The sequence below is a fragment of the Photobacterium sp. DNB22_13_2 genome (assembly GCF_052873915.1).
Map to the genome: position 1 here is coordinate 46,451 of NZ_JBNNXU010000011.1, position 21,462 is coordinate 67,912.

At 51.9% G+C, this 21,462-nt stretch carries 22 protein-coding genes; 8 read left to right on the top strand and 14 right to left on the bottom strand.

All coding sequences use genetic code 11. The features are described 5' to 3' along the window. The first annotated feature begins 70 nt into the window (after nt 1–70). The 5 genes from ACVA58_RS16390 (at nt 71) to ACVA58_RS16410 (ending at nt 4,830) form a co-directional block, all read left to right on the top strand. The gene (locus ACVA58_RS16390; protein WP_446511456.1) at nt 71–1,993 is read left to right on the top strand and encodes an ABC transporter ATP-binding protein; all 1,923 of its coding nucleotides are present in this window, start codon (nt 71–73) and stop codon (nt 1,991–1,993) included. Beyond that, on the top strand, nt 1,980–2,480 hold the full coding sequence (locus tag ACVA58_RS16395; protein ID WP_446511457.1) for a TIGR02444 family protein: 501 nt from the start codon (nt 1,980–1,982) through the stop codon (nt 2,478–2,480). Before ACVA58_RS16390 ends, ACVA58_RS16395 begins: the two co-directional genes overlap by 14 nt. A gap of 26 nt (nt 2,481–2,506) precedes the next feature. Continuing rightward, entirely contained in the window at nt 2,507–3,490 is a 984-nt protein-coding gene (locus ACVA58_RS16400; RefSeq protein ID WP_446511554.1) for a hydrolase, read from the top strand. A gap of 143 nt (nt 3,491–3,633) precedes the next feature. Beyond that, nucleotides 3,634–3,855, top strand: coding sequence for a YheU family protein (locus ACVA58_RS16405; protein ID WP_446511458.1), 222 nt, complete (start codon nt 3,634–3,636; stop codon nt 3,853–3,855). Nucleotides 3,856–3,960: 105 nt separating this feature from the next. After that, the gene (locus ACVA58_RS16410) at nt 3,961–4,830 is read left to right on the top strand and encodes a phosphoribulokinase (RefSeq protein ID WP_428654145.1); all 870 of its coding nucleotides are present in this window, start codon (nt 3,961–3,963) and stop codon (nt 4,828–4,830) included. A 159-nt stretch (nt 4,831–4,989) separates the two neighbouring features. On the opposite strand, the gene ACVA58_RS16415 is transcribed toward ACVA58_RS16410, so the two are convergent. Then, nucleotides 4,990–5,394 carry an OsmC family protein gene (locus ACVA58_RS16415; protein ID WP_446511459.1) on the bottom strand — a complete coding sequence of 135 codons (405 nt, stop codon included), beginning with the start codon at nt 5,392–5,394 and terminating at the stop codon, nt 4,990–4,992. Nucleotides 5,395–5,665: 271 nt separating this feature from the next. Between ACVA58_RS16415 and crp the strand changes: the two genes are divergently transcribed. Together crp and ACVA58_RS16425 are read left to right on the top strand one after the other, a co-directional pair. Further along, the gene (gene crp, locus ACVA58_RS16420) at nt 5,666–6,298 is read left to right on the top strand and encodes a cAMP-activated global transcriptional regulator CRP (RefSeq protein ID WP_036801200.1); all 633 of its coding nucleotides are present in this window, start codon (nt 5,666–5,668) and stop codon (nt 6,296–6,298) included. A 186-nt stretch (nt 6,299–6,484) separates the two neighbouring features. Next, the gene (locus tag ACVA58_RS16425; RefSeq protein ID WP_446511460.1) at nt 6,485–6,673 is read left to right on the top strand and encodes a hypothetical protein; all 189 of its coding nucleotides are present in this window, start codon (nt 6,485–6,487) and stop codon (nt 6,671–6,673) included. 93 nt (nt 6,674–6,766) lie between these two features. Here the strand turns inward: ACVA58_RS16425 and ACVA58_RS16430 are convergent, their stop codons facing one another. The 8 genes from ACVA58_RS16430 to rpe all read right to left on the bottom strand — a co-directional run bounded on the left by ACVA58_RS16430 (nt 6,767) and on the right by rpe (nt 15,018). Continuing rightward, nucleotides 6,767–7,564 carry a 2-oxoadipate dioxygenase/decarboxylase family protein gene (locus ACVA58_RS16430; protein WP_446511461.1) on the bottom strand — a complete coding sequence of 266 codons (798 nt, stop codon included), beginning with the start codon at nt 7,562–7,564 and terminating at the stop codon, nt 6,767–6,769. Nucleotides 7,565–7,605: 41 nt separating this feature from the next. Beyond that, complete coding sequence (gene astD / locus ACVA58_RS16435) at nt 7,606–9,063, bottom strand: succinylglutamate-semialdehyde dehydrogenase (protein ID WP_446511462.1); 1,458 nt, start codon at nt 9,061–9,063, stop codon at nt 7,606–7,608. Nucleotides 9,064–9,074: 11 nt separating this feature from the next. Beyond that, entirely contained in the window at nt 9,075–10,085 is a 1,011-nt protein-coding gene (gene astA / locus ACVA58_RS16440) for an arginine N-succinyltransferase (RefSeq protein WP_446511463.1), read from the bottom strand. Nucleotides 10,086–10,193: 108 nt separating this feature from the next. Next, nucleotides 10,194–11,408, bottom strand: coding sequence for an aspartate aminotransferase family protein (locus ACVA58_RS16445; protein WP_446511464.1), 1,215 nt, complete (start codon nt 11,406–11,408; stop codon nt 10,194–10,196). 429 nt (nt 11,409–11,837) lie between these two features. Then, entirely contained in the window at nt 11,838–12,422 is a 585-nt protein-coding gene (locus ACVA58_RS16450; protein ID WP_446511465.1) for an aminodeoxychorismate/anthranilate synthase component II, read from the bottom strand. A gap of 129 nt (nt 12,423–12,551) precedes the next feature. After that, nucleotides 12,552–13,568: a tryptophan--tRNA ligase gene (gene trpS, locus ACVA58_RS16455; RefSeq protein ID WP_446511466.1), complete on the bottom strand. Its 1,017-nt coding sequence runs from the start codon at nt 13,566–13,568 to the stop codon at nt 12,552–12,554. 86 nt (nt 13,569–13,654) lie between these two features. Further along, entirely contained in the window at nt 13,655–14,344 is a 690-nt protein-coding gene (locus tag ACVA58_RS16460) for a phosphoglycolate phosphatase (protein WP_446511467.1), read from the bottom strand. After that, a complete protein-coding gene (gene rpe / locus ACVA58_RS16465; RefSeq protein WP_255040389.1) occupies nt 14,344–15,018 on the bottom strand; it encodes a ribulose-phosphate 3-epimerase in 675 nt (224 codons plus the stop codon). Before rpe ends, ACVA58_RS16460 begins: the two co-directional genes overlap by 1 nt. Before the next feature lie 188 nt (nt 15,019–15,206). Between rpe and ACVA58_RS16470 the strand changes: the two genes are divergently transcribed. Beyond that, a complete protein-coding gene (locus tag ACVA58_RS16470; protein WP_446511468.1) occupies nt 15,207–15,413 on the top strand; it encodes a DUF2970 domain-containing protein in 207 nt (68 codons plus the stop codon). 17 nt (nt 15,414–15,430) lie between these two features. Here ACVA58_RS16470 and ACVA58_RS16475 read toward each other — a convergent pair whose 3' ends face one another. From ACVA58_RS16475 to ACVA58_RS16495, 5 genes are all read right to left on the bottom strand, one after another. After that, nucleotides 15,431–16,255: a Dam family site-specific DNA-(adenine-N6)-methyltransferase gene (locus ACVA58_RS16475; RefSeq protein ID WP_446511469.1), complete on the bottom strand. Its 825-nt coding sequence runs from the start codon at nt 16,253–16,255 to the stop codon at nt 15,431–15,433. Between the two features lie 104 nt (nt 16,256–16,359). Beyond that, nucleotides 16,360–17,922: an AAA family ATPase gene (locus ACVA58_RS16480; RefSeq protein WP_446511470.1), complete on the bottom strand. Its 1,563-nt coding sequence runs from the start codon at nt 17,920–17,922 to the stop codon at nt 16,360–16,362. 15 nt (nt 17,923–17,937) lie between these two features. Continuing rightward, nucleotides 17,938–19,017: a 3-dehydroquinate synthase gene (gene aroB, locus ACVA58_RS16485; RefSeq protein ID WP_446511471.1), complete on the bottom strand. Its 1,080-nt coding sequence runs from the start codon at nt 19,015–19,017 to the stop codon at nt 17,938–17,940. 18 nt (nt 19,018–19,035) lie between these two features. Further along, a complete protein-coding gene (gene aroK / locus ACVA58_RS16490) occupies nt 19,036–19,554 on the bottom strand; it encodes a shikimate kinase AroK (RefSeq protein WP_107349823.1) in 519 nt (172 codons plus the stop codon). A 211-nt stretch (nt 19,555–19,765) separates the two neighbouring features. Then, complete coding sequence (locus ACVA58_RS16495) at nt 19,766–21,460, bottom strand: type IV pilus secretin PilQ (protein ID WP_446511555.1); 1,695 nt, start codon at nt 21,458–21,460, stop codon at nt 19,766–19,768. Nucleotides 21,461–21,462 lie beyond the last annotated feature (2 nt).

Sequence of the window (21,462 nt, forward strand, 5' to 3'; positions counted from 1 at the left end):
GCTTTGCGGTAGACTCCGCACTTATTCTTGCATTTAGTTTTTTGCGGAGCGGGGTCCCCCGACACAGTCAATGATCACTTTTTCCGATATCCAACTTCTACGCGGTGGCAAAGTCTTGCTCGATCAAGCCACAGCGACTATCCACCCGGGCGACAAAGTCGGTCTGGTCGGCAAAAATGGCTGTGGTAAATCCACCCTGTTTGCCCTACTCAAGCATGAGCTCAGCGTCGATGCGGGCAACTGTCAGTATCCGGCCAACTGGGAGCTCGCCTGGGTAGCACAGGAAACCCCAGCTCTCGAACGCGAAGCGCTGGAATATGTGATTGACGGTGACCGTGAATTCCGCCAACTGGAAGCTGATCTTGTTGCCGCTGAGCATGCAGACAACGGCAACAAGGTGGCTGAACTCCATGGCAAACTGGAAGCCATTGGCGGCTACAGCATCCGCGCCCGTGCTGCAGAGTTATTGGACGGCCTTGGCTTTTCGCAAGAACAGATGCGATGGCACCTGACTCAGTTCTCGGGTGGTTGGCGTATGCGCCTCAACCTTGCGCAGGCCCTGCTGTGCCGCTCCGATCTGCTGTTGCTCGATGAACCGACCAACCACTTGGATCTCGATGCGGTGATGTGGCTGGAGAAGTGGCTACAAAACTACCGTGGCACGCTGGTACTTATTTCCCATGACCGCGACTTCCTCGACCCAGTCGTCAACCGGATCATCCATGTTGAAAACCAAACCATGAATAGCTACACCGGTAACTATTCGTCGTTTGAGACCCAACGGGCAGAAAAATTGGTTTTGCAGCAGGCGATGTACCAGAAACAGCAAAAACAAATGTCGCATATGCAGTCATATATCGACCGCTTCCGCTACAAAGCCAGCAAAGCCCGTCAGGCCCAGAGCCGGATCAAAGCACTGGAACGGATGGAAAAAGTACTGCCAGCCCAGTTCGATAACCCATTCAGTTTCGAATTCCGCGAGCCTAGCGCCCTACCAAATCCAATCTTGATGATGGATCAGGTCGCCGCCGGTTATGACGACAACCTGATCCTCGAGAAAATCCGGTTGAATTTGGTGCCGGGCAGCCGTATCGGCCTGCTTGGCCGTAACGGTGCAGGTAAATCAACCCTGATCAAGATGCTGTCTGGCGATCTCCCGGCCAAAGCCGGTGATCTAACCTATTCCCAAGGGGTGAAGATTGGCTACTTTGCCCAGCACCAACTTGAGACCCTGTATCTGGATGATACCCCAGTCCAACATATGGCCCGGATCGCGCCACAGGCAACGGAACAGCAGCTACGTGATTACCTTGGCAGCTTCGGCTTTTTGGGTGACAAAGCGCTGGAAAAGGTCGGCCCGTTCTCCGGTGGTGAAAAAGCCCGCTTGGTGTTGGCATTGATTGTGTGGCAGCGCCCTAACCTGTTGCTACTCGATGAACCGACCAACCACCTCGATCTCGACATGCGTCAGGCACTAACCTTCGCCCTACAATCTTATGAAGGGGCCATGGTTATTGTCAGCCACGACCGCTACCTGCTGCGTGCCACCACTGATGACCTGTATCTGGTCCATGACCGCCAAGTCGTGCCGTTCAATGGCGACTTGAATGACTACCACAAGTGGCTGACCGAACAGCAGCGTAACGAGCGCCGCGAACAGCAAGCCAGTAAACCAGAAGTCAGCAAAGACAACAGTGCGGCCTCGCGCAAGGAGCAAAAACGCCTTGAAGCGGAGCTGCGTAAGCTGACCGCGCCTATCCGCAAGAAAATCACCCAGCTTGAAACCAAGATGGACAAGTTCAATACGACGATCAGCGACGCCGAGACTCAGCTCAGTGACGGCAGCATCTACGAAGCTGAAAATAAGGCACGCTTGAATGAGCAGCTACAGCGTCAGGCGGATGCTAAGTCAGCACTGGAAGAGGTCGAGATGGAGTGGATGGAACTTCAGGAAGAACTCGAAGCCATGGAGCAACAACATGCCCCGGATTGATGAACAGGGCCATCATGACTCGCGCCATGAGCCGCTGAGCCATGATGCCTTCTGGCTGTTTAGCTATAGTCATTACTTCAAGGCGGACGTCGAGGCCGCCTGTCTTGCACTGCAAACCTTCCACGAGGGCAGTGTCAATCTGGCACTACTGATGCTGTGGCTTGATTCACAAGTCATTGATCTGTCTTCCGAACAAGTACAGCGGTTGGAAGATAGCCTCCAGCCAACCGAAGGGCAGCTGGATCGCTACCGCCATATGCGCAGGGCATTGAAGTCCCAGCTTGATGACCAGGGTTACCAACAGCTCAAAGACTTTGAACTGCAAATGGAGCGCCAGCAACAACACGATTTGATTGCAACGCTAAACCAAATGCCGCTTTGCTACGTAGCAGAGCAAGAGTCGGCGACCACATATGCCGCCAATCTGGCCCGCTACTGCCACCGCCTAGGGGCAATGACTTTGGTAGATAAACTAATGGCGAAGTAATACCAAGCAGAGGAGTAATAATGATGATAATGGCTTTCAACCCAGCCAAGGGACTAGGTAACCCTCACCTACAAACCCTACTGCCGCGTTTTTTGCGCCGTAAGCCATTGTTTACGCCTTTAACCCAACGCATCGAAACCCCAGACGGTGATTTCCTAGACTTAGCCTGGACAGCACCTCTGGCCGAGTGCAAACCCAGCCAGCCAGTGATGATCCTATTCCATGGCTTGGAAGGCAGCTTCCACAGTCCCTATGCCAATGGTTTGCTCCATGCGGCAACCCAGCAAGGCTGGCTCGGGGTGATGATGCACTTTCGCGGCTGTAGCGGCGAGATGAACCGCAAGCCCCGCAGTTACCACTCGGGCGAAACCAGTGACGCGCGATTTTTTCTCCAGTGGCTGCGCCAGTTACTACCCACCCAACCTTTCTTTGCCGTCGGTGTATCACTCGGAGGCAACATGCTGGTCAACTACCTGGCCGAAAATGGCGAGCACTCAGAGATCAGTGCCGCTCAAGTTATTTCCCCGCCGCTGGATTTAGCCGCTTGCTCGGAGCGGATCCAGCAAGGGTTTTCCAAAGTCTACCAGCAATACCTGCTTGGCTCGATGAAGCGCAACCTCAGTAGGAAGATTGCCGCTTTGCCCGATGCAATGCCCATTACCCGTGATGATATTGAGCAGCTAGACACCTTGTGGCAGTTCGACGAACTTGTCACCGCTCCCCTGCACGGTTTCAGAGATGCCACCGATTACTATCAACGCTGTAGCGGATTGCCACGCCTGAGTGAGGTGAAGATTCCATTACGCGTGATCCACGCTAAAGACGATCCCTTCATGACTGAAGCGGTCATTCCTACCATACCACTGCCACCGCACATTCAATACGACCTGTACCAGAAAGGTGGCCATGTCGGATTTGTCACAGGCTCATGGCACCAACCGGACTTCTGGCTGGAGAAGACGGTACCGGAGTGGTTTAAACAGGCGATAGGCGATGAAAAGAATCTGTAAAGCCCACTCGCGGTAAAGCTTCTGCCCTATGCGCTCTCTAGGGCCATTAGCCGCTGGCTACTGGCCAAGTACTTTCCCCCTCTACAACTGATACATTTGCCAATATAATTGCCCTAACCGTTCGCAACAGATAACCCTTAACTATGAATATCCCATGGCAAGACATTGACTCCGATACCCTGACCAACCTGATAGAGCATTTTGTACTGCGCGAAGGCACCGACTACGGCGAGCGTGAGCTATCGATGGCCGCCAAGGTTGATCGGGTACGTCAGCAGTTAGAAAACGGCGAAGCTGTGATTGTTTACTCCGAACTGCATGAGACCATCGACATCAAATCCAAGCGCCAACTGGGGCAAAGTTAACCCTGCGTAAACTCTGTAGACCCAGCATTTTTGACATCCCGGCTTGACCTTAACGCCCAGCCCTGTTAATAACTCTTTCCGTTAATGTTAACGACAGGGTTTGTCATGTCTGCAAAACATCCGATTATTGCAGTAACAGGGTCCTCGGGAGCGGGTACCTCTACCACCTCCGAAGCATTCCGTAAGATGTTCAATATGATGAGCATCAATGCTGCTTGGCTTGAAGGCGACAGTTTCCACCGGTTTACCCGACCGGAGATGGACGTCGAGATCCGCAAAGCCAAAGAGCAAGGCCGTCATATCAGTTATTTCGGCCCCCAAGCCAACGATTTCCCGTTGCTAGAGACGTTTTTCCGCCAGTACGGTGAAGACGGTAGCGGCCAGTTCCGCCGTTACCTGCACACATTCGACGAAGCCGTGCCCTACAACCTAATGCCTGGGACCTTCACACCTTGGCAGACTCTACCGGAAAATACCGACCTATTGTTCTATGAAGGTCTACACGGCGGTGTGGTCGATGGTGAGGTCAATGCCGCCCAGCATGTTGATTTGCTAATCGGTATGGTACCGATCGTCAACCTGGAATGGATCCAGAAAATAGTCCGGGATACCCGGGATCGTGGCCACTCCCGTGAGGCGGTAATGGAATCTATTGTGCGCTCGATGGATGACTACCTGAATTACATCACCCCGCAGTTCTCCCGTACCCACATCAACTTCCAGCGGGTACCGACAGTCGATACCTCCAACCCGTTCAGTGCCAAGGCAATTCCAAGTCTGGACGAAAGCTTTGTGGTGATCCGCTTCCGCGGGATCAAGAAAGTTGATTTCCCTTACTTGCTGTCGATGATCCAAGGGTCGTTTATGTCGCGCCACAACACCTTGGTAGTGCCCGGCGGAAAAATGAGTTTTGCGATGGAATTGATCATGCGGCCACTTATCCAACAGCTGATTGATACAGGGAAAATCGGATAGTCCAAGGTTATATAAATGAAGTAGCGAGAGCTGATTAGCTACTCGCTACTTAGAGTTTTATGGGGTCCTGAGTCCTGCCCCCCCTAAAGACCTAAAAAAATATCGCGCTCTTTCGCTCTGCCTGCTTTTCCTAGGAACTAGGATTCCGTCTCCAAGCGCTTACTCTTCTATCACCTCATATGAGTGAGTCATCTCGACCCCTTCACCTAGCATAAGGCACACTGAGCAGTATTTTTCCAACGAGTCGGCCACAGTTTTTGCCACAACGGCTTCATCCAGGTTTTCACCTGTCACCACAAAATGCAAATTAGCGGTGGTAAAAATACGTGGTGCCTGCTCGCGGCGAACCGAATTGATTTGCGCTTCGCAACCGGTGATTTTCTGCCCGGCAGATTTAAGCCCATCCACCACATCTACCGAACTACACCCACCCGCAGCCATCAGTACCAGCTCCATTGGGCTCGGTGCTTTTTCGCCACCATTGCCATCCATCACCACGCTGTGGCCGGAATTTGACTGCCCTAGAAAGGTCATATTTTCGACCCATTTCACTCGTGATTGCATTGGTTTCTCCTTACAACTTATAGAGGGTTTCGGCACAATCTAGCAACTGTGTGATCATGTGCACACTTATGACTACAAAATGGCCATTTCACATAGATCAATATCAAGAAAAGCGCGCCGAAAAAAGATAAAATCTGAACTAATTATTCACGTGAGCTTGCAGCCCAGCGGTTGACTGAATATCCTAAACGACGAGCTAATTATGATTAGGCCCAGCCACATTTTTAATGGACGTCGTTGTTGGGCAACAAACGCAGAGGAAGTTAGTAATATGGTTCCAGGTAAACCTCAAACAGATCCAACTCTAGAGTGGTTTCTTTCCCATTGCCACATTCATAAATACCCTTCAAAGAGTACTTTGATCCATGCGGGTGAAAAAGCGGAAACGCTCTATTACATCGTAAAAGGTTCTGTTGCGGTCCTGATCAAGGATGAAGAAGGTAAGGAAATGATCCTGTCTTACCTAAACCAAGGTGACTTCATCGGTGAGTTAGGCCTATTCGAAGAAGGCCAAGAGCGTACCGCTTGGGTTCGAGCTAAGACCCCTTGTGAAGTTGCAGAAATTTCTTTCAAGAAGTTCCGCCAGCTTATCCAAGTTAACCCAGATATCCTGATGCGCCTTTCTGCGCAAATGGCAAGCCGCCTTCAGGTGACTAGCCAGAAAGTCGGTGACTTGGCATTCCTGGATGTAACAGGCCGTATCGCGCAGACACTATTGAACCTGGCTAAACAGCCAGATGCAATGACTCACCCAGACGGTATGCAAATCAAGATCACCCGTCAGGAAATCGGCCAGATCGTTGGTTGTTCCCGTGAGACTGTTGGTCGTATCTTGAAGATGCTAGAAGAGCAGAACCTGATTTCTGCCCATGGTAAAACTATCGTTGTTTACGGCACACGCTAAACAACCCAGTTTACTAACAGATACTCAAAAAGCCGCACTATGCGGCTTTTTTTATTGCCCATCACGCCCACTTTCATACTTACAGGGCATTACTGTCTACTCCATCACTCTTTTTGTTCTTGTATCTACGCAACTTAGTGCTACATTGTGCATATCAATCCTCATCACCTGTAATGGAATACCGGTATGGACATCGAACGCTTTTCACCACATCGCTCCCACCACATCCAGCGTGGAGTCATTTCGCCGCTACCCGATACCGTTGAGTTGACAGGTTTCAGTGACAGCCGCCACTACCTTGAGCAACATGAGAAGGTGAAACGCCATACACCGGAGTCCCAACTGGGGTATCCACTCGATAGCCTCAAGCACTAAATCCAGACACATGAAAACGCCTGTGACCGCATTAGCCACAGGCGCTTACATTATGCAGACTAGATCGCCTGACTTCAGACAGGTTACTCTGATTTAGCTGGCATCCGTACTTTCGAAGATCTTATCTGCCGACGCCTCGACAAAGCCGGTATACAGCTCACCGTCATCTTTCGGATAGCGCTTGGCAAACTCATAGAACCCGCCCGGTATGCTATGAACGCCATCGAGAAACCCAACCTCAACTCTATCAGCCATGGTCGATGACTGTTCAAGCATCACCTCGGGGCTACCTTTAACATCACCGCCAGCGCTGTTGATCTCAAACCCGTTGTGGCGCAGCAAGTGATTGACCTCAGCCACCTCGGTAAACTGCTCCAGCTGGTTCAGGCTAACAGTAAAGTGGTTGGCACCAAAACCATGGGCGGCTAACCAGCCAGCATATTCGCTTTCTGCCGCCAGCAACTCATAGGTCGCATAGTCCAGATCCCACAACCGCCCGCCATAGAGGAAGGCAGGATCTCGCATGGCCTGCTCAGGCACCTGTTCGACCAGTTCCCTGACCGTCTGCTGCAACAGCGAGCTAAACTGACCCACCATCAGCTCACTGATAAACACTTTGGGTGCCAATGGGTTCGGATGCTCGAAATGTTCGGCATATAATTTCTTGGCTTCGAAATGATAGCGGCCACACGGCTTGTAGCCAATGGCAATGAACGGCGCCGCCAGTCGATCAAGCCCGACCTTCGGTAGGTTAAATGTTCGCAGCGCAATATGATCATTAAGCAGCGGCTCTTCTTCGGTCAGCAGATCATGAACCTGAGCGGCTGATGGGCATAGGCGCTGGATATAATCCTCCCATAACCCGGCAAATAGTTGCTCTACCCTTTCCATGTGCTCGCTATCCTCTTTGACTGGTGAATGATTGACGGCAATTAAAGCGTAATGCCCGGCGAAAGCTGAGCAGGTAGCTCAGGCAGCTCACCTTCCATCGATGCCATTGGGTATGCACAGTAGTCTGCCGCGTAATACGCGCTTGGCCGCAGGTTACCAGATGCCCCCGGCCCACCGAATGGTGCATCACCACTCGCCCCAGTTAACTGACGATTGCGGTTAACAATCCCGGCACGGATATGTTCGATAAAATACTGCCACTCACTATCATCGGTCGAGACCAACCCTGCAGATAAACCATAGCGGGTATCATTGGCCTTCTCCACTGCCTCATCCAACTCGTGGTAACGGGCGACCTGTAAAAGCGGGCCAAAGTATTCTTCATCCGGTAACTCAACAATCTGGCTGACCTCGATGATCCCCGGGGTAACAATCGCCCCTTGACCACGGGTCGCGGGTAGCAACAGCTCACCGCCCAACTCAGCCAATTGCGATTGGGCCTGAATAATGTTGTCAGCCGCCTGGACCGAGACTTGCGCCCCCATAAACGGTGCTGGTTCATCAAACTGACCGCCGACGCGGATCTGACGGGTTAGCTCAAGCAAGCGTGCTAGAATGCGGTCACCTTCCACGCCATGCGGCAGATAGAGACGGCGGGCACAGGTACAACGCTGTCCGGCACTGATAAAGGCAGACTGAATAATAGTGTAGACAGTGGCATCCAGCTCGCCATAGTGACGAGAGATCACCATTGGGTTATTGCCGCCCATTTCCAATGCCAGCATCTTGCCCGGCTGGCCGGCAAACTGACGGTGCAGCAAGTGACCAGTATTGGCACTACCGGTAAACAGCAGCCCATCAATCCCCTTGGCCCCAGCGAGCGCTTCGCCGGTTGCCCGAGCGCCCTGAACCAAGTTAATCACGCCATCAGGTAACCCTGCCTGCTGCCATAATTTCATGCATTCTTCAGCCACCTTTGGGGTAAGATCTGACGGTTTGAACACCACGGTATTCCCTGCCAGCAAAGCCGGGACGATATGACCATTGGGTAGGTGTCCCGGAAAGTTATATGGCCCAAACACGGCCATGACGCCCAAAGGACGGTGACGCAGCACTGCCTGAGTGCCAGCAACGTCTTTTTGTTTCTCGCCAGTACGCTCATGGTAGGCACGCAGGGATATGGCAATCTTGCCGACCATAGCGCCAGCTTCAGTGCGGGTTTCCCACAACGGCTTGCCTGTTTCCTCAGCGATCACTATAGCAATAGCTTCGCTATGAGCTTTGACCAGCTCGGCAAAACGCTCGACAATGGCCTGGCGCTCAGTTAAAGGAGTGATACGCCAGCTTGCCAATGCCGTCCTGGCAGCAGCGACAGCCTGCTCAACCTGATCGTCTGTCGCCGACAGGCCCTGCCATACCACTTCCCCGGTGTACGGGTTTAGCGACTGCATCGTCTGCCCTTCGCCGTCTTGCCAGCGGCCTGCAATCCATTGGGTCATGTTATTCTCCTTTATTGGGTGATCAGGCGCACCTGATCACCTTGTCTAACGTCCAGCGCCTTGGCCGTTGCTGCACTCATCAATGCCGTGCCATCCAATACATCGACCTTATCGACGACGGCGCGGAAGTGGGTAAACGAAGCATTGCTGACGATACAATCGATATTGGCGGTTGGTTGACCGATCTCAACCCGGCACACCTGTGAGTGGCGTACTGACTCGATATTTCTCACATCACACTCTACCGTCGGACCAGCATCGAAAATATCGACATAGCCACGGCAGGTGAAACCTTCCTTCTCCAGCAAACGAAGTGCCGGACGAGTTTTGTCATGGACCTGACCAATCACTGCCTGGGCTTCCGGACTCAGCAAATTAACGTAGATCGGCAGCTTAGGCATCAAATCAGCAATAAAGCCCTTCTTACCAATACCGGTAAGGTAATCGGCTAAGGTGAAGTCAATAGAGAAGAAGTGCTCTTTGAGCCATTCCCAGAACGGGGAATTACCGTCTTCATCGGATACCCCGCGCATCTCGGCAATCACCGTATTGTCAAAACGCTCCGGGTGCTCGGCCATCATCAGAAAACGGCACTTGGACAACAAGCGACCGTTGAGACCTTCTCGCCATTCAGGACGCAAAAACAGGGTACACAGCTCGCTCACGCCGGTGTAGTCATTACCGAACGTCAGCACTTTCACCGCGTTATGGACATTGAGACGGCGTGATGAATGCACTACGGTACTCAGATGGTAGGTATAGAACGGGTTATCCAACCCAATCGCAGCTTCGATCGCCGTCGTCCCTGCAATTTCCCCGGTCTCGGTATCTTCCGCTACCATCAGATAACCTTCAGAGCCAGGCTGGATCACCGCTTTGGCAAAGCTCTCTTCGGAATGTTGGATTCGGTTGGCGAGGATCTCCTCGTTAACCGGCAGCGAGGTGAAACCATGGCCCGACTCTTCCGCACACTGTAATAGTGCCGGTAGATCCGTGGCAGTAATAGGACGTATAACCAGCATCGAACTCCCTCCTGATGCAAGCTGCAGCATGGCTGCCAACTAATGAAAAGACCGGCACAAAGCCGGAGGTTGCGGCCAAGCTCCTGCCAACCGCATGCCATTAAAAAACTATGAGTAAATTTTGGCGATCGCGCGCTCTAACCGTGCCATGCCTTCATCGATATCAGTCTTGTCGATCACTAAGGACGGGGTAAAGCGCACTACGTTGGCACCGGCAATCAGGACCATCAGCCCTTCTTCACCGGCAGCGACCAAGATATCCCTTGCCCGGCCCTGCCACTCATCATTGAGCGCAGCTCCCAACAGCAAGCCCTTGCCCCGAACTTCAGCAAAGATCGGATACTTGGCATTGATCGCCTCAATGGCTTCGCGGAACCACTGTTCACGCTGTTTGACACCAGCCAGCACTTCCGGCTTGGTCACTTCACTGACCACAGCTTCGGCTACCGCACAGGCAAGTGGGTTACCGCCGTAGGTCGAACCATGGGTACCGATTTTCAAGTGTCCAGCCAGCTTAGTGGTGGTCAGCATGGCGCCGATCGGGAAACCACCGCCAAGAGACTTGGCTGTACTGAGGATATCCGGCGTGACTCCCAGCCCTTGATAGGCATAGAAATCACCGGTACGGCCATTACCGGTTTGCACTTCATCGAAGATCAGCAAGGCGTTGTGTTTATCACACAGTTCGCGGACACCTTGGATAAATTCCGAGGTTGGGGACACAATACCGCCCTCACCTTGCAGCGGCTCCATCATTACCGCACAGGTACGCTCAGACATGTGCTCAGCCAAACCGGCCAAGTCGTTGTAGGCGAGATGGGTCACAGCCCCCGGCTTCGGCCCGAAGCCATCGGAATATGCTTCTTGGCCACCGACAGTAACGGTGAAGAAAGTACGGCCATGGAAACCCTGTTTGAAAGCAATAATTTCAGACTTCTCCGGACCAAACTTATCCGCCGCGTAACGGCGGGCCAGTTTCAGCGCAGCTTCATTGGCCTCAGCACCGGAGTTGGCAAAAAATACTTTGTCGGCAAAACTGTGCTCGGTGAGCAACGCCGCCAACCGCAACGCCGGCTCGTTCGTCATCACATTACTGAGATGCCAAATCTTGTCGGCCTGTGTCTTGAGGGCATCCACCATGACAGGGTGACAGTGACCCAAGCAGCTCACCGCAATACCGCCAGCAAAGTCGACATACTCTCGCCCTTCCTGATCCCACACCCGTGCACCCTCTCCCTTCACCGGGATCATCTGCATCGGTGCGTAGCACGGCACCATCACGTCATCAAATACCTGACGATCGACTTTAAACTCCTTTGCCATTATCGTTTCCTTCTAATGTTTTTGCCCTAAGCATAGTATTTACATTTTATTAACCAATTCCAATAGCAGAATATTTTTTTATTCCCTATCGGTTAACGGTTAATCACCTACAAAATACATATTTATGCGGGGTTGGGGAAAACTTATTAAGCCCAATTCACTAAAAGGTGTTTTTCCTACAAGGAAATAAAAATGAAACAACCCTCGGTTGTGCATAATCTTTCCATGCCAAAAAAATCAAAAAAGATAATCAAATGTTAAGAATAGTGACAAAGATCGCGCCATTGAGGCAGGGAAAAGCCTGAGATTGGCGGTTTTCAGCGTGAAGGGAAACCATTGGAACAGTAAAAAGTGGCGCGGTGATTTAGCTAGGCAGCATTTCCTGCTGCCTTGTACCATCGATGGCCAAATATCTAGAAAACTTGTTTCCTAGCTGACTTCACGGCGAAGAAAATTCGCCAGCAGTTGATGGCCCTGCTCAGTCAGGATACTTTCGGGGTGGAATTGCACCCCTTCAAGCGGCAGAGTTTTGTGAGCAATGCCCATAATTTCATCGCGCTCGCCGTCTTTCTCTGTCCACGCGGTGATATCAAAGCAATCGGGTAGCGTATCGGCCTTGACCACCAGCGAGTGATATCGGGTGACGGTAAGCGGGTTGTTCAACCCCGAAAATACGCTGCAGTCGGTGTGGGCGACCAGAGAGGTCTTACCGTGCATCACTTGGCGGGCACGAACGACGTCGCCACCAAACACCTGAGCAATTGACTGGTGACCGAGGCAAACGCCAAGGATCGGCAGCTTACCGGCAAAATGGCGGATCGCCTCAAGTGAGATCCCCGCATCATCCGGGGTACAGGGCCCAGGTGAAATAACCAAGTGGGAAGGAGCCAAGGCCTCGATGCCGGCAATATCGATTTCGTCATTACGTACGACCTTCACCTCCGCCCCCAGCTCACAGAAATACTGATAGAGGTTATAGGTAAACGAGTCGTAGTTATCGATCATCAATAGCATGGGTACTTCTGCTCCCTGAAAATTACAGCGGCCTATTTTGCAGTAGGACAGCAGAAAGGCAAGCTTAGACGAAAAAAAACCGGCCTATGGCCGGTTTCCTGTCTTTACATTATTGGTCTAGTTGCATCACTACGGACGCGCAACAAAACCTACAGCAGAAAACGCTTGCTTCAAGGTCTCAGCCGCACGTGAAGATGCCTTCTCGGCACCCGCCTTCATCACTTGATCAAGGTAAGCACGGTCAGCACGGACACGGTGGTATTCAGCCTGGATAGGCTCCAGCATAGCAACAATGGCTTCACCCACGTCTTTCTTGAATGGGCCGTACATCTCAACACCCTGGTACTGTGCTTCAATTTCAGCAAACGTCTTACCGGTCGCTGCCGAGTACAAGCCCATCAGGTTAGAGATACCGCCTTTGTTCTCGATATCGTGAGCGATACGCGGTGGCGTCTCGGTATCCGTCTGAGCCTTGTTGATCTTCTTGATGATCGACTTCGGCTCTTCCAGCAGGGTGATCACATTCTTACGGTTGTCATCCGACTTCGACATCTTCTTGGTCGCATCCTGAAGGCTCATAACACGAGCATTTACCGTCGGGATATACGGCTCTGGTACCTGGAAGATAGCTTCGCCATCGCCGTAGATGTTGTTGAAACGAGTCGCGATATCACGTGCCAGCTCAAGGTGTTGCTTCTGATCTGAGCCTACAGGTACCTGGTGGGCACCGTATAGCAAGATATCGGCCGCCATCAGGACCGGGTAGCCAAACAGGCCAACGTTAACATCGTTCGCGTGACGCTGTGATTTGTCCTTGAACTGGGTCATGCGGCTAAGCTCACCCATCTGGGTGTAGCAGTTCAGCAACCAGCCTAATTGAGCGTGCTCTGGAACGTGAGACTGGACAAAAAGAGTGCTTTTCTTCGGATCTACACCAACAGCCAGACAAATGGCCAACGCATCCAACGTTGCTTCATGCAGCGCTTTTGGATCTTGGCGTACGGTGATGGCATGCAGGTCTACGACACAGTACTGACAATCATAATCATCCTGCATCTGTTCCCACTGACGCAGCGCACCCAGATAATTACCGATACTTAATTCACCTGAAGGCTGTACGCCACTCAATACAATGGGTTTGGTCATGATGAGATTTTCCTATGTCACAAAAAAGCCGCGGCCATCTGCCGCCGGCATAATATCAATCAGAGCCCGGCACAACACCGAACGTACTAGCTACCTAGTTTAACCACTTCTGCCAAGTGACTAAAGTGATCCAGTACAATATCTGGGTTACTTTCGCTGATCGGCTGGCCATAGTTGTAGCCATAAGTGAGCCCAACAACATAACATGACGCCGCTTTCGCCGCCAAGATATCGTTGCGGGAGTCACCGACCATCAGCATCCGCGATGCCTTTAGCTGGTGCTTATCTAGAAGCCAGTTCAAGGCAAACGGATCCGGCTTTTTCAGTGGGAAGGTATCGCCGCCGATCACATCGACAAAGTAATCCGCGATGCCGTGCTCCTCAAGCAAGTGAGGCACGAACTGGGCTGGCTTATTGGTCACGATGGCCATCGGCAATCCGGCATCATGGAATGCCGCCAGCGTCTCTTTCACACCCGGATACAGCGCACTCTTCTCGTGCCCGCCTGCTTCGTAGAAGCGATCGAACAGTTGGCGAGCCTCGCGGTGCAGTGCTGGGTCAAGTTCAGGATCTACGTCGACACTCTGGCTCAGTGCACGGCCGATTAAAATATCCGCCCCGTTACCAATCCAGGTCGTCACCTGCTCAACACTCACCCCAGCACGCCCAAGGGCGAGCATGGTTTTATCCGCCGCCTCGGCCAAGTCAGGCACACTGTCAAGCAGCGTGCCATCAAGATCAAAAGCTATAAAATCAATACCGCTGAGCTGGCTCATTAGCGCTCAACCTTGGCCAGCTCTGCACGCATTTCATCAATCACCGCTTTGTAGTCCGGCTGACTGAAAATAGCCGAGCCTGCAACAAACATATCTGCGCCGGCTTCAGCGATTTCACGGATGTTATCCACCTTCACACCACCATCAATTTCAAGGCGGATCTGACGGCCAGACTCATCAATGCGCTTACGTACTTCGCGCAGTTTGTCCAGCGTCGCAGGGATAAACGATTGGCCACCAAAGCCAGGGTTAACCGACATTAGCAGGATCATGTCTACCTTATCCATGATGTAATCAAGATAGTGCAACGGTGTCGCCGGGTTGAAAACCACACCCGCCTGACAACCGTGCTCTTTGATCAACTGCACCGAGCGGTCCAGGTGCTCAGTCGCTTCGGCATGGATGGTGATCATGGTTGCGCCAGCATTAGCAAAGTCAGGGATAATACGATCCACAGGTTTTACCATCAGGTGTACGTCGATTGGCGCAGTAATACCGTAGTCACGTAGGGCCTTGCATATTGGGGCACCAAAAGTCAGGTTCGGTACGTAATGGTTGTCCATTACGTCAAAGTGCACAACATCGGCACCAGCAGCCAATACTTTCTCTACATCCTCGCCAAGACGAGCAAAATCTGCAGACAGGATAGATGGAGCGATCAAAAAGTCCTTCATGTTCAGCCTCTATACGGTACAAACGAAAACGTTATCGGAAGTCGGCGCAATTCTACCCGATCATCAAGATGATGTCTTACCGGATTTCAGGACGGGAGTGCTACTGGACAGCTACACTTATTCCCAAGTCACCCTATATCACAAGGAACTGAAACTGTTTGTATCGCTTGGGAATAAGGAGGTAAGCCATGGCAAAGAACAAACCACAGCGCCCCAATCTGGTAAAAAGCATTGCTGGGGCATTATTCGGGGTGCAATCGGAGAAGAACAGGGAGATTGATTTCAGCCAGCAGCGACCGCTGCCGTTCATTCTGGCCGGTATCGCTGCTATTGCGGTATTTGTCGGGCTACTGATCGCGTTAAGTCACTTGATAGCAAACGGGGGTAGCCCATAGGTAAGTGCGAGGAAAGCCTAGTCTTGGGAAGACTTGAACAGAGCCAGAAGCTCATCCACCTTGTTACGGCCACCGCCGTTACGGCTGATCGTTCGTTTTACCTTGACCACCGACAGATCGGCGCCATGGTATAAGCGACGGGTCAAAGTGGTGTCATGATTGGAAATCAACACCGGGATATCACGCTCTGTTGCCGCTTTTTCGGCAGCATCGGCCAAGGCAGCCTGATCATCAAGGCTGAAGCCATTACCCGCATAAGAGGTAAAGTTTGCCGTGGTCGATAACGGTGCATAAGGTGGGTCGCAATACACAACACAGCCCTTACGAGCACGCGAAAAGGTCTGCTGGTAGCCTTCGCAAACAAACGTCGCACGCTTGGCTTTTTCAGAAAAGAAATACAGCTCATCTTCCGGGTAATACGGCTTTTTGTATGAGCCGAACGGGACGTTAAAACCACCTTTCTTGTTATAGCGACACAAGCCGTTGAAGCCATGGCGGTTCATATACAGGAAGTACAAAGAGCGCAAATACGGATCTTTGGTTTTATTGAACGCCTCACGAATTTCAAGGTATGCACCCTTCTGATTGAATTCAGGGGTAAACATCGCCTTACTATCGCGAACATACTGCTCGGGATCATTCTTGAGGATATTGTAGAGGTTAATCAAGTCAGGGTTGATATCGGCAAGCAGATACTGCTCAAAGTCAGTATTTAGAAAAACCGAGCCGGCACCAACAAAAGGTTCAACCAACTTACGTGCTGGCGGCAAGCGGCGCTCGATCTCCTCGACCAGGGAATATTTTCCTCCAGCCCATTTCAGGAATGCACGATGCTTTTTCATTCAGCTGACCACCAATACCGACTTTGTAACGAAAGGTGGCGGATTGTACACCATTTCAATCTGTGTCTGTACCGCTTGAGGGAAATATCTGGCAAAGAAACAGGTTATTTGGCCCGATCCATTTCGGTATGGATCTGACGGTAGGATTTCACCCATGGATCAACCGACTGAAGCTGGGATGGCAAGCGAGTTTCGGCGATGCGTGCCGCTTGCACATTCGGGTAATCGCCGGTCACGATAATGAACCATGCCACACCGTTGCGGCGGGTTTCATACACCTCAGCCAAAGCTGCGATATCATAATCGGCGATAAATTGTTCGGCCGTCGGCAACGAACGCATTGCCGCCAGCTGCAGAGCATAGTGCGCAGGGGCTACGCCACGCAGCTTACTGCCGAGCTCCTCGACAGTCGGTTCAGCGCTAACGGCTTGGGTTGCAATCGTCGAAGCATCCTCCTCAACAGCATCACCCTCAACACCATCATCTGAGATAGTCTCTCCCTGCGACTCCATCTGAGCCGCAGAGTCTGGTAGCTCCGTTTCAGGCAGCTGTACTGGCTGTCCTTCAGGCAATATCGGCTGCAAACTCGCTTTGCCGTCTTCCACGGCCTTCTCGCCGGTACCACCCAGCTTCTGTTCATCAAGCATCGCATCGACAACATCGGAAGGTACCACCACCCGAGGGTTAGTATCACGCCGACCAACGGTCAGACCCTCGACTGATATATCTGGCGGCAGGGTTTCGCTGTCGTCGTCGAATATCAGAGCGGGCTCTTGCTCTTTGTCATCTATCTCGTCGCGTTTCGTTGCGGCAATATTCACCGGCTCTTCGGGCAAACTGTCCAACTGGGCTTGTAGGATCCCACTGGTTGCCTGTAGTTTATCGTCACCAACAGGCACAAACCACCACGCAATCACGGCAATTGCCACCACCACCAATCCGCTCAGTAACGCCACTGGCGAAAGCAACCGGGAATTTTTTTCAGCCATATCCTTATCCTCTGCTAAATCGAGCTTGAGCAGTTCCCCGGGAGCCGGGGCACAGCTTGAAGCATGCTCGCGGAGCCTGCGCCTTCCTTGTGCATCAAGGTGTTCGCCATCAAACATCATTTCGACCATCAACTGGGCTTCTTGTTCCGACAACGGGCTAATTTCTACCTCTAGTGGTGCATTCCCCTGCCCCTGAACTAACTGGCCTAAGTATTTGTCCAACCTGCCGCTATGACTAAACAGCAAGACATTGACCTGCCAATCAGGATACAAGCGAGCCTGCTGTACTAGCCCCCACAACTCTGCAAGCAATTCAGGGCTCAGCAAATGTGCGTCATCAACCACAATCAGGGCATTAACCGGCTGCTGTTCGAACAGACGTTCAAGACTCTGGCCTAGCGGATCTTGTTCGTTGAATACAGCACGGGGCGCTAGCTGTTGAAGGATGATAGAGCGATGTTGACCATCTTGCTGATTTGGATGACAAAGCAACAAAGACTGACGCGAGTCTCCAGCCCAGTGTTCGAGGTAACGTTGGGACAGCCAGGTTTTACCTGTCCCCTCGGAGCCCGTTATTTGAATAAGGTTAGAGCTGAAACGAGTGAGAAACTGCAGTCGAGAAAGGAGCTGGATTTGGGAGTCCAAATCCAGCGGGGTAAGGTGTAGGCCGCGACTCATAGGCAACCTACAGGATCAGGCTTGTACCGCTTGACGCAGTACATCTTCCGGTACACCAGCCACAACGTCAGCATTACCAATACCGGTCGGCAGGATCAAACGTAGTTGACCTGACAGCACCTTCTTGTCACGCATCATGTGTTTGATGTAGGCATCAAAACCCATGCCTTCCGGACCGTGCACCGGCAGGTTAGCTTTTTCCAGCAAGCGAATAATGCGATCAACATCAGCCGGACTGATAAGCCCCTGCAATTGAGCAGCACGTGCAGCTTGGACCGTACCGGCTGCAACGGCTTCACCGTGCAACCAGTTACCGTAGCCCATTTCAGCTTCGATAGCATGACCAAACGTGTGACCAAGATTGAGTAAAGCACGAACCCCAGACTCTTTCTCGTCGGCAGCCACCACATCAGCTTTGATCTGGCAACAACGACCAATCGCATAGTTCAGCGCGTCATTGTCCAGAGCCTGAAGTTTGTCGATGTTCTGCTCGAGCCAGACAAAGAAATCACCATCGGCAATAATGCCGTACTTGATCACCTCGGCCATACCGGCAGCAAACTCACGGGCTGGAAGTGTTTTCAGGCAGTGGTTATCAATGACCACCGCTTTTGGTTGGTAAAACGCCCCAACCATATTTTTACCCAACGGATGGTTCACCGCTGTCTTGCCGCCCACCGACGAGTCGACCTGTGCCAGCAACGTCGTCGGGACTTGGACAAAGTCCACCCCGCGCTGGAAACAGGCAGCCGCAAAACCAACAACATCGCCAATCACTCCGCCGCCCAAAGCAACCAGAACCACATCGCGGCCATAGTTGCCTTCGAGCAAGAAGGACATGATTTGGTTGAAGGTATCAAGGGTCTTGTACTGTTCACCGTCAGGCAGTGAAAGTAAAGCGACCTCGCTTGGCAGCGAGCGGATAGTCCCGATGATCTGCTTGGCATACAGCGGGGCTACCGTTTCATTACTGACCACAACAACACGTCGGCCTGCCGGAATGACAGGAGAGAATAACGCCGGGTTATCAAATAACTCGGCGCCGATTGATATTGGGTAACTTCTGTCACCAAGATTGACGTTGATCCGTTCCATGGCCAGCTCTCTTTTCGATTAGCGCTCTTCTAGCATTTTAATGATTTGGTTTGCCACTACCTTGGCGCTCTGATCATCAGTGCGAACCACATAGTCAGCTACTTCTTCATACAATGGATTACGCTCGCCTGCAAGTGATTCCAGCACTTCACGAGGCGTATCTGTTTGCAGTAAAGGACGCTTTTTATCGCGTTGAGTACGAGCCAGTTGCTTCTCAATCGTCGTCTCTAGGTATACGACAATGCCACGGGCAGAAAGACGGTTACGGCTTTCTTTGCTCATTACTGAGCCACCACCCGTTGCCAGAACAATACCTTGCTCTTGGGTCAGATCGTCAATCACGTTTTCTTCACGAATACGGAAACCGTCTTCACCTTCAACATCGAATACCCAGCTAATATCAGCACCTGTACGTTCTTCAATCACAGTATCTGAATCAAAAAACTCCATATGCAGCTGCTGTGCAAGGTGTCTACCGATAGTACTTTTGCCGGCACCCATTGGGCCGACCAGGAAAATATTTCGTTTTTCAGCCATTTTTAGCAATATTTACGCGCGGTTAATAAAACGACACCGCCCGCAGGCTTCGATAAATCAAGCCCGAGGCGCCAACTTCCTCACATTTAATTCGTGATAAGATCGAAAATTATCTCAGGACAAGACCGCTGTTGGCAATAGCTAGGTGGGGATTTATTCATTTATGGCGCAATGCTGGGACGATTAATGTCTCAGTATTGCGCTAAATGACTCACTGATAGACGATTTTTGGCGTCACAAAAATAAGTAGTTCTTTCTTTTGCAGCTCTTCGAGTTTATGGCGGAACAAGGCCCCCAGTACCGGAAGGTCGCCCAGTAGTGGCACTTTGCGCACTGCATTACTTATTGCGTGCTGGTAAATACCGCCCAGCACGACCGTCTCGCCGTTTGCCACCAGCACCTGGGTGCCAATACGCTGGGTATCAATCGCCACCGCCTCACCGGTACCGGTTTGTACCACTTCGCCTTTTTTATCTTGGGTCACCACCAAGTCCAGCACCAAATTACCGTCCGAGGTAATTTGCGGGGTCACCATCAGGCTCAAGACCGCTTTTTTAAAACTCACCGAGACAGCACCACTGGAAGCGGCTTCGAGGTAAGGGATCTCGGTGCCCTGCTCAATATACGCGGTCTTTTTATTGGTGGTCATCAATCTTGGGCTGGAGATAATTTCGGCTTTCTGCTCCGATTGCAACGCCGACAGTTCCAGATCCAGCAAGATGTCACCGACCTTTGCCACCTGGAAGGCAATACTTGATGCCCCTGGTTGGGTCGCCGCCAAATTAACGTTGAGGAAATTATCTACCGCCTCAGAACCATCTATATCCAGCAGCCCAGCAGAGCCCAGGTTGCCTTCAATCGACCCACCTAGTGTCGAACTACCATTGGTATTAAGGATCCCCCAACGCACCCCCAGCTCATCCACATCCCCTTCGTTGACTGTGACAATCCGCGCTTCAATCTCAACTTGTTGGACAGCCACATCCAGTGCGGCGATGATATCGCGGATATTAGCCAAGCTATCTGGTATATCATTGACAATCAATGAATTTGTCCGCTCATCGATATGCAGAGAACCACGCGCTGACAGCATGCTGATCCCGTCATCTGTCCCCAGCAGCAGCTCTCCAAGCTCAAGGGCATTGGCATAATTTATATTGAATATTTCCGACCGCAGGGAAGCCAGCTCTTCGGCTTTTCGCTTGGATTCCATCACTTGCTGCTCACTGCGCGCCAGCTCCTCTTTCGGTGCAACTAGCAGTACCGTCCCTTGCTCGCGCTTATCCAACCCCTTGGCCCGCAGGATAATATCCAGTACCTGCTCCCAAGGTACATTATCAAGCCGCAGAGTGAGGTTTCCCTGGACCGAGTCTGACACTACCAGATTGAAATCGTTATATTCGGCAACCAGTTGCAGCACATTACGCACCGGTACATCCTGAAAGTTAATCGATATCGGCTTGCTGTCATAGGCAATCGCCGGATTCGCCACTGAGTCACCGGTGAGAAGCTGCGTCGGTTGGACCGTTACTAATAGCACTGATCCTTTCGTCGTATAGTCATAGGTGTAGTCACCTTCAACCGACAGAACCAATCGGGCCCCACCTTCACTTTGGAAAGTCTCAACCGCTAGCACCGGGGTAGCAAAGTCGTTGACATCGAGTACGTATACCAGCTCTTGCGGCAGTTCAACTCGGGGGATTTCAAGCACCAGTTGCTTATCAAGCCGCCGAGCACCAACGTCTACCGTCCCACTGGCCAGAACCACTTCCAGCATCCCCGCACCATGCTCACCGCGGGAAAAATCAATACTGTTTACTTGGGGAAAAGGCTCAGCGGTGGCGACATAGCTATATAACAGTCCCAACCACGCCATGCCCACCCACCTCAACGTCAGCCCGTACATCA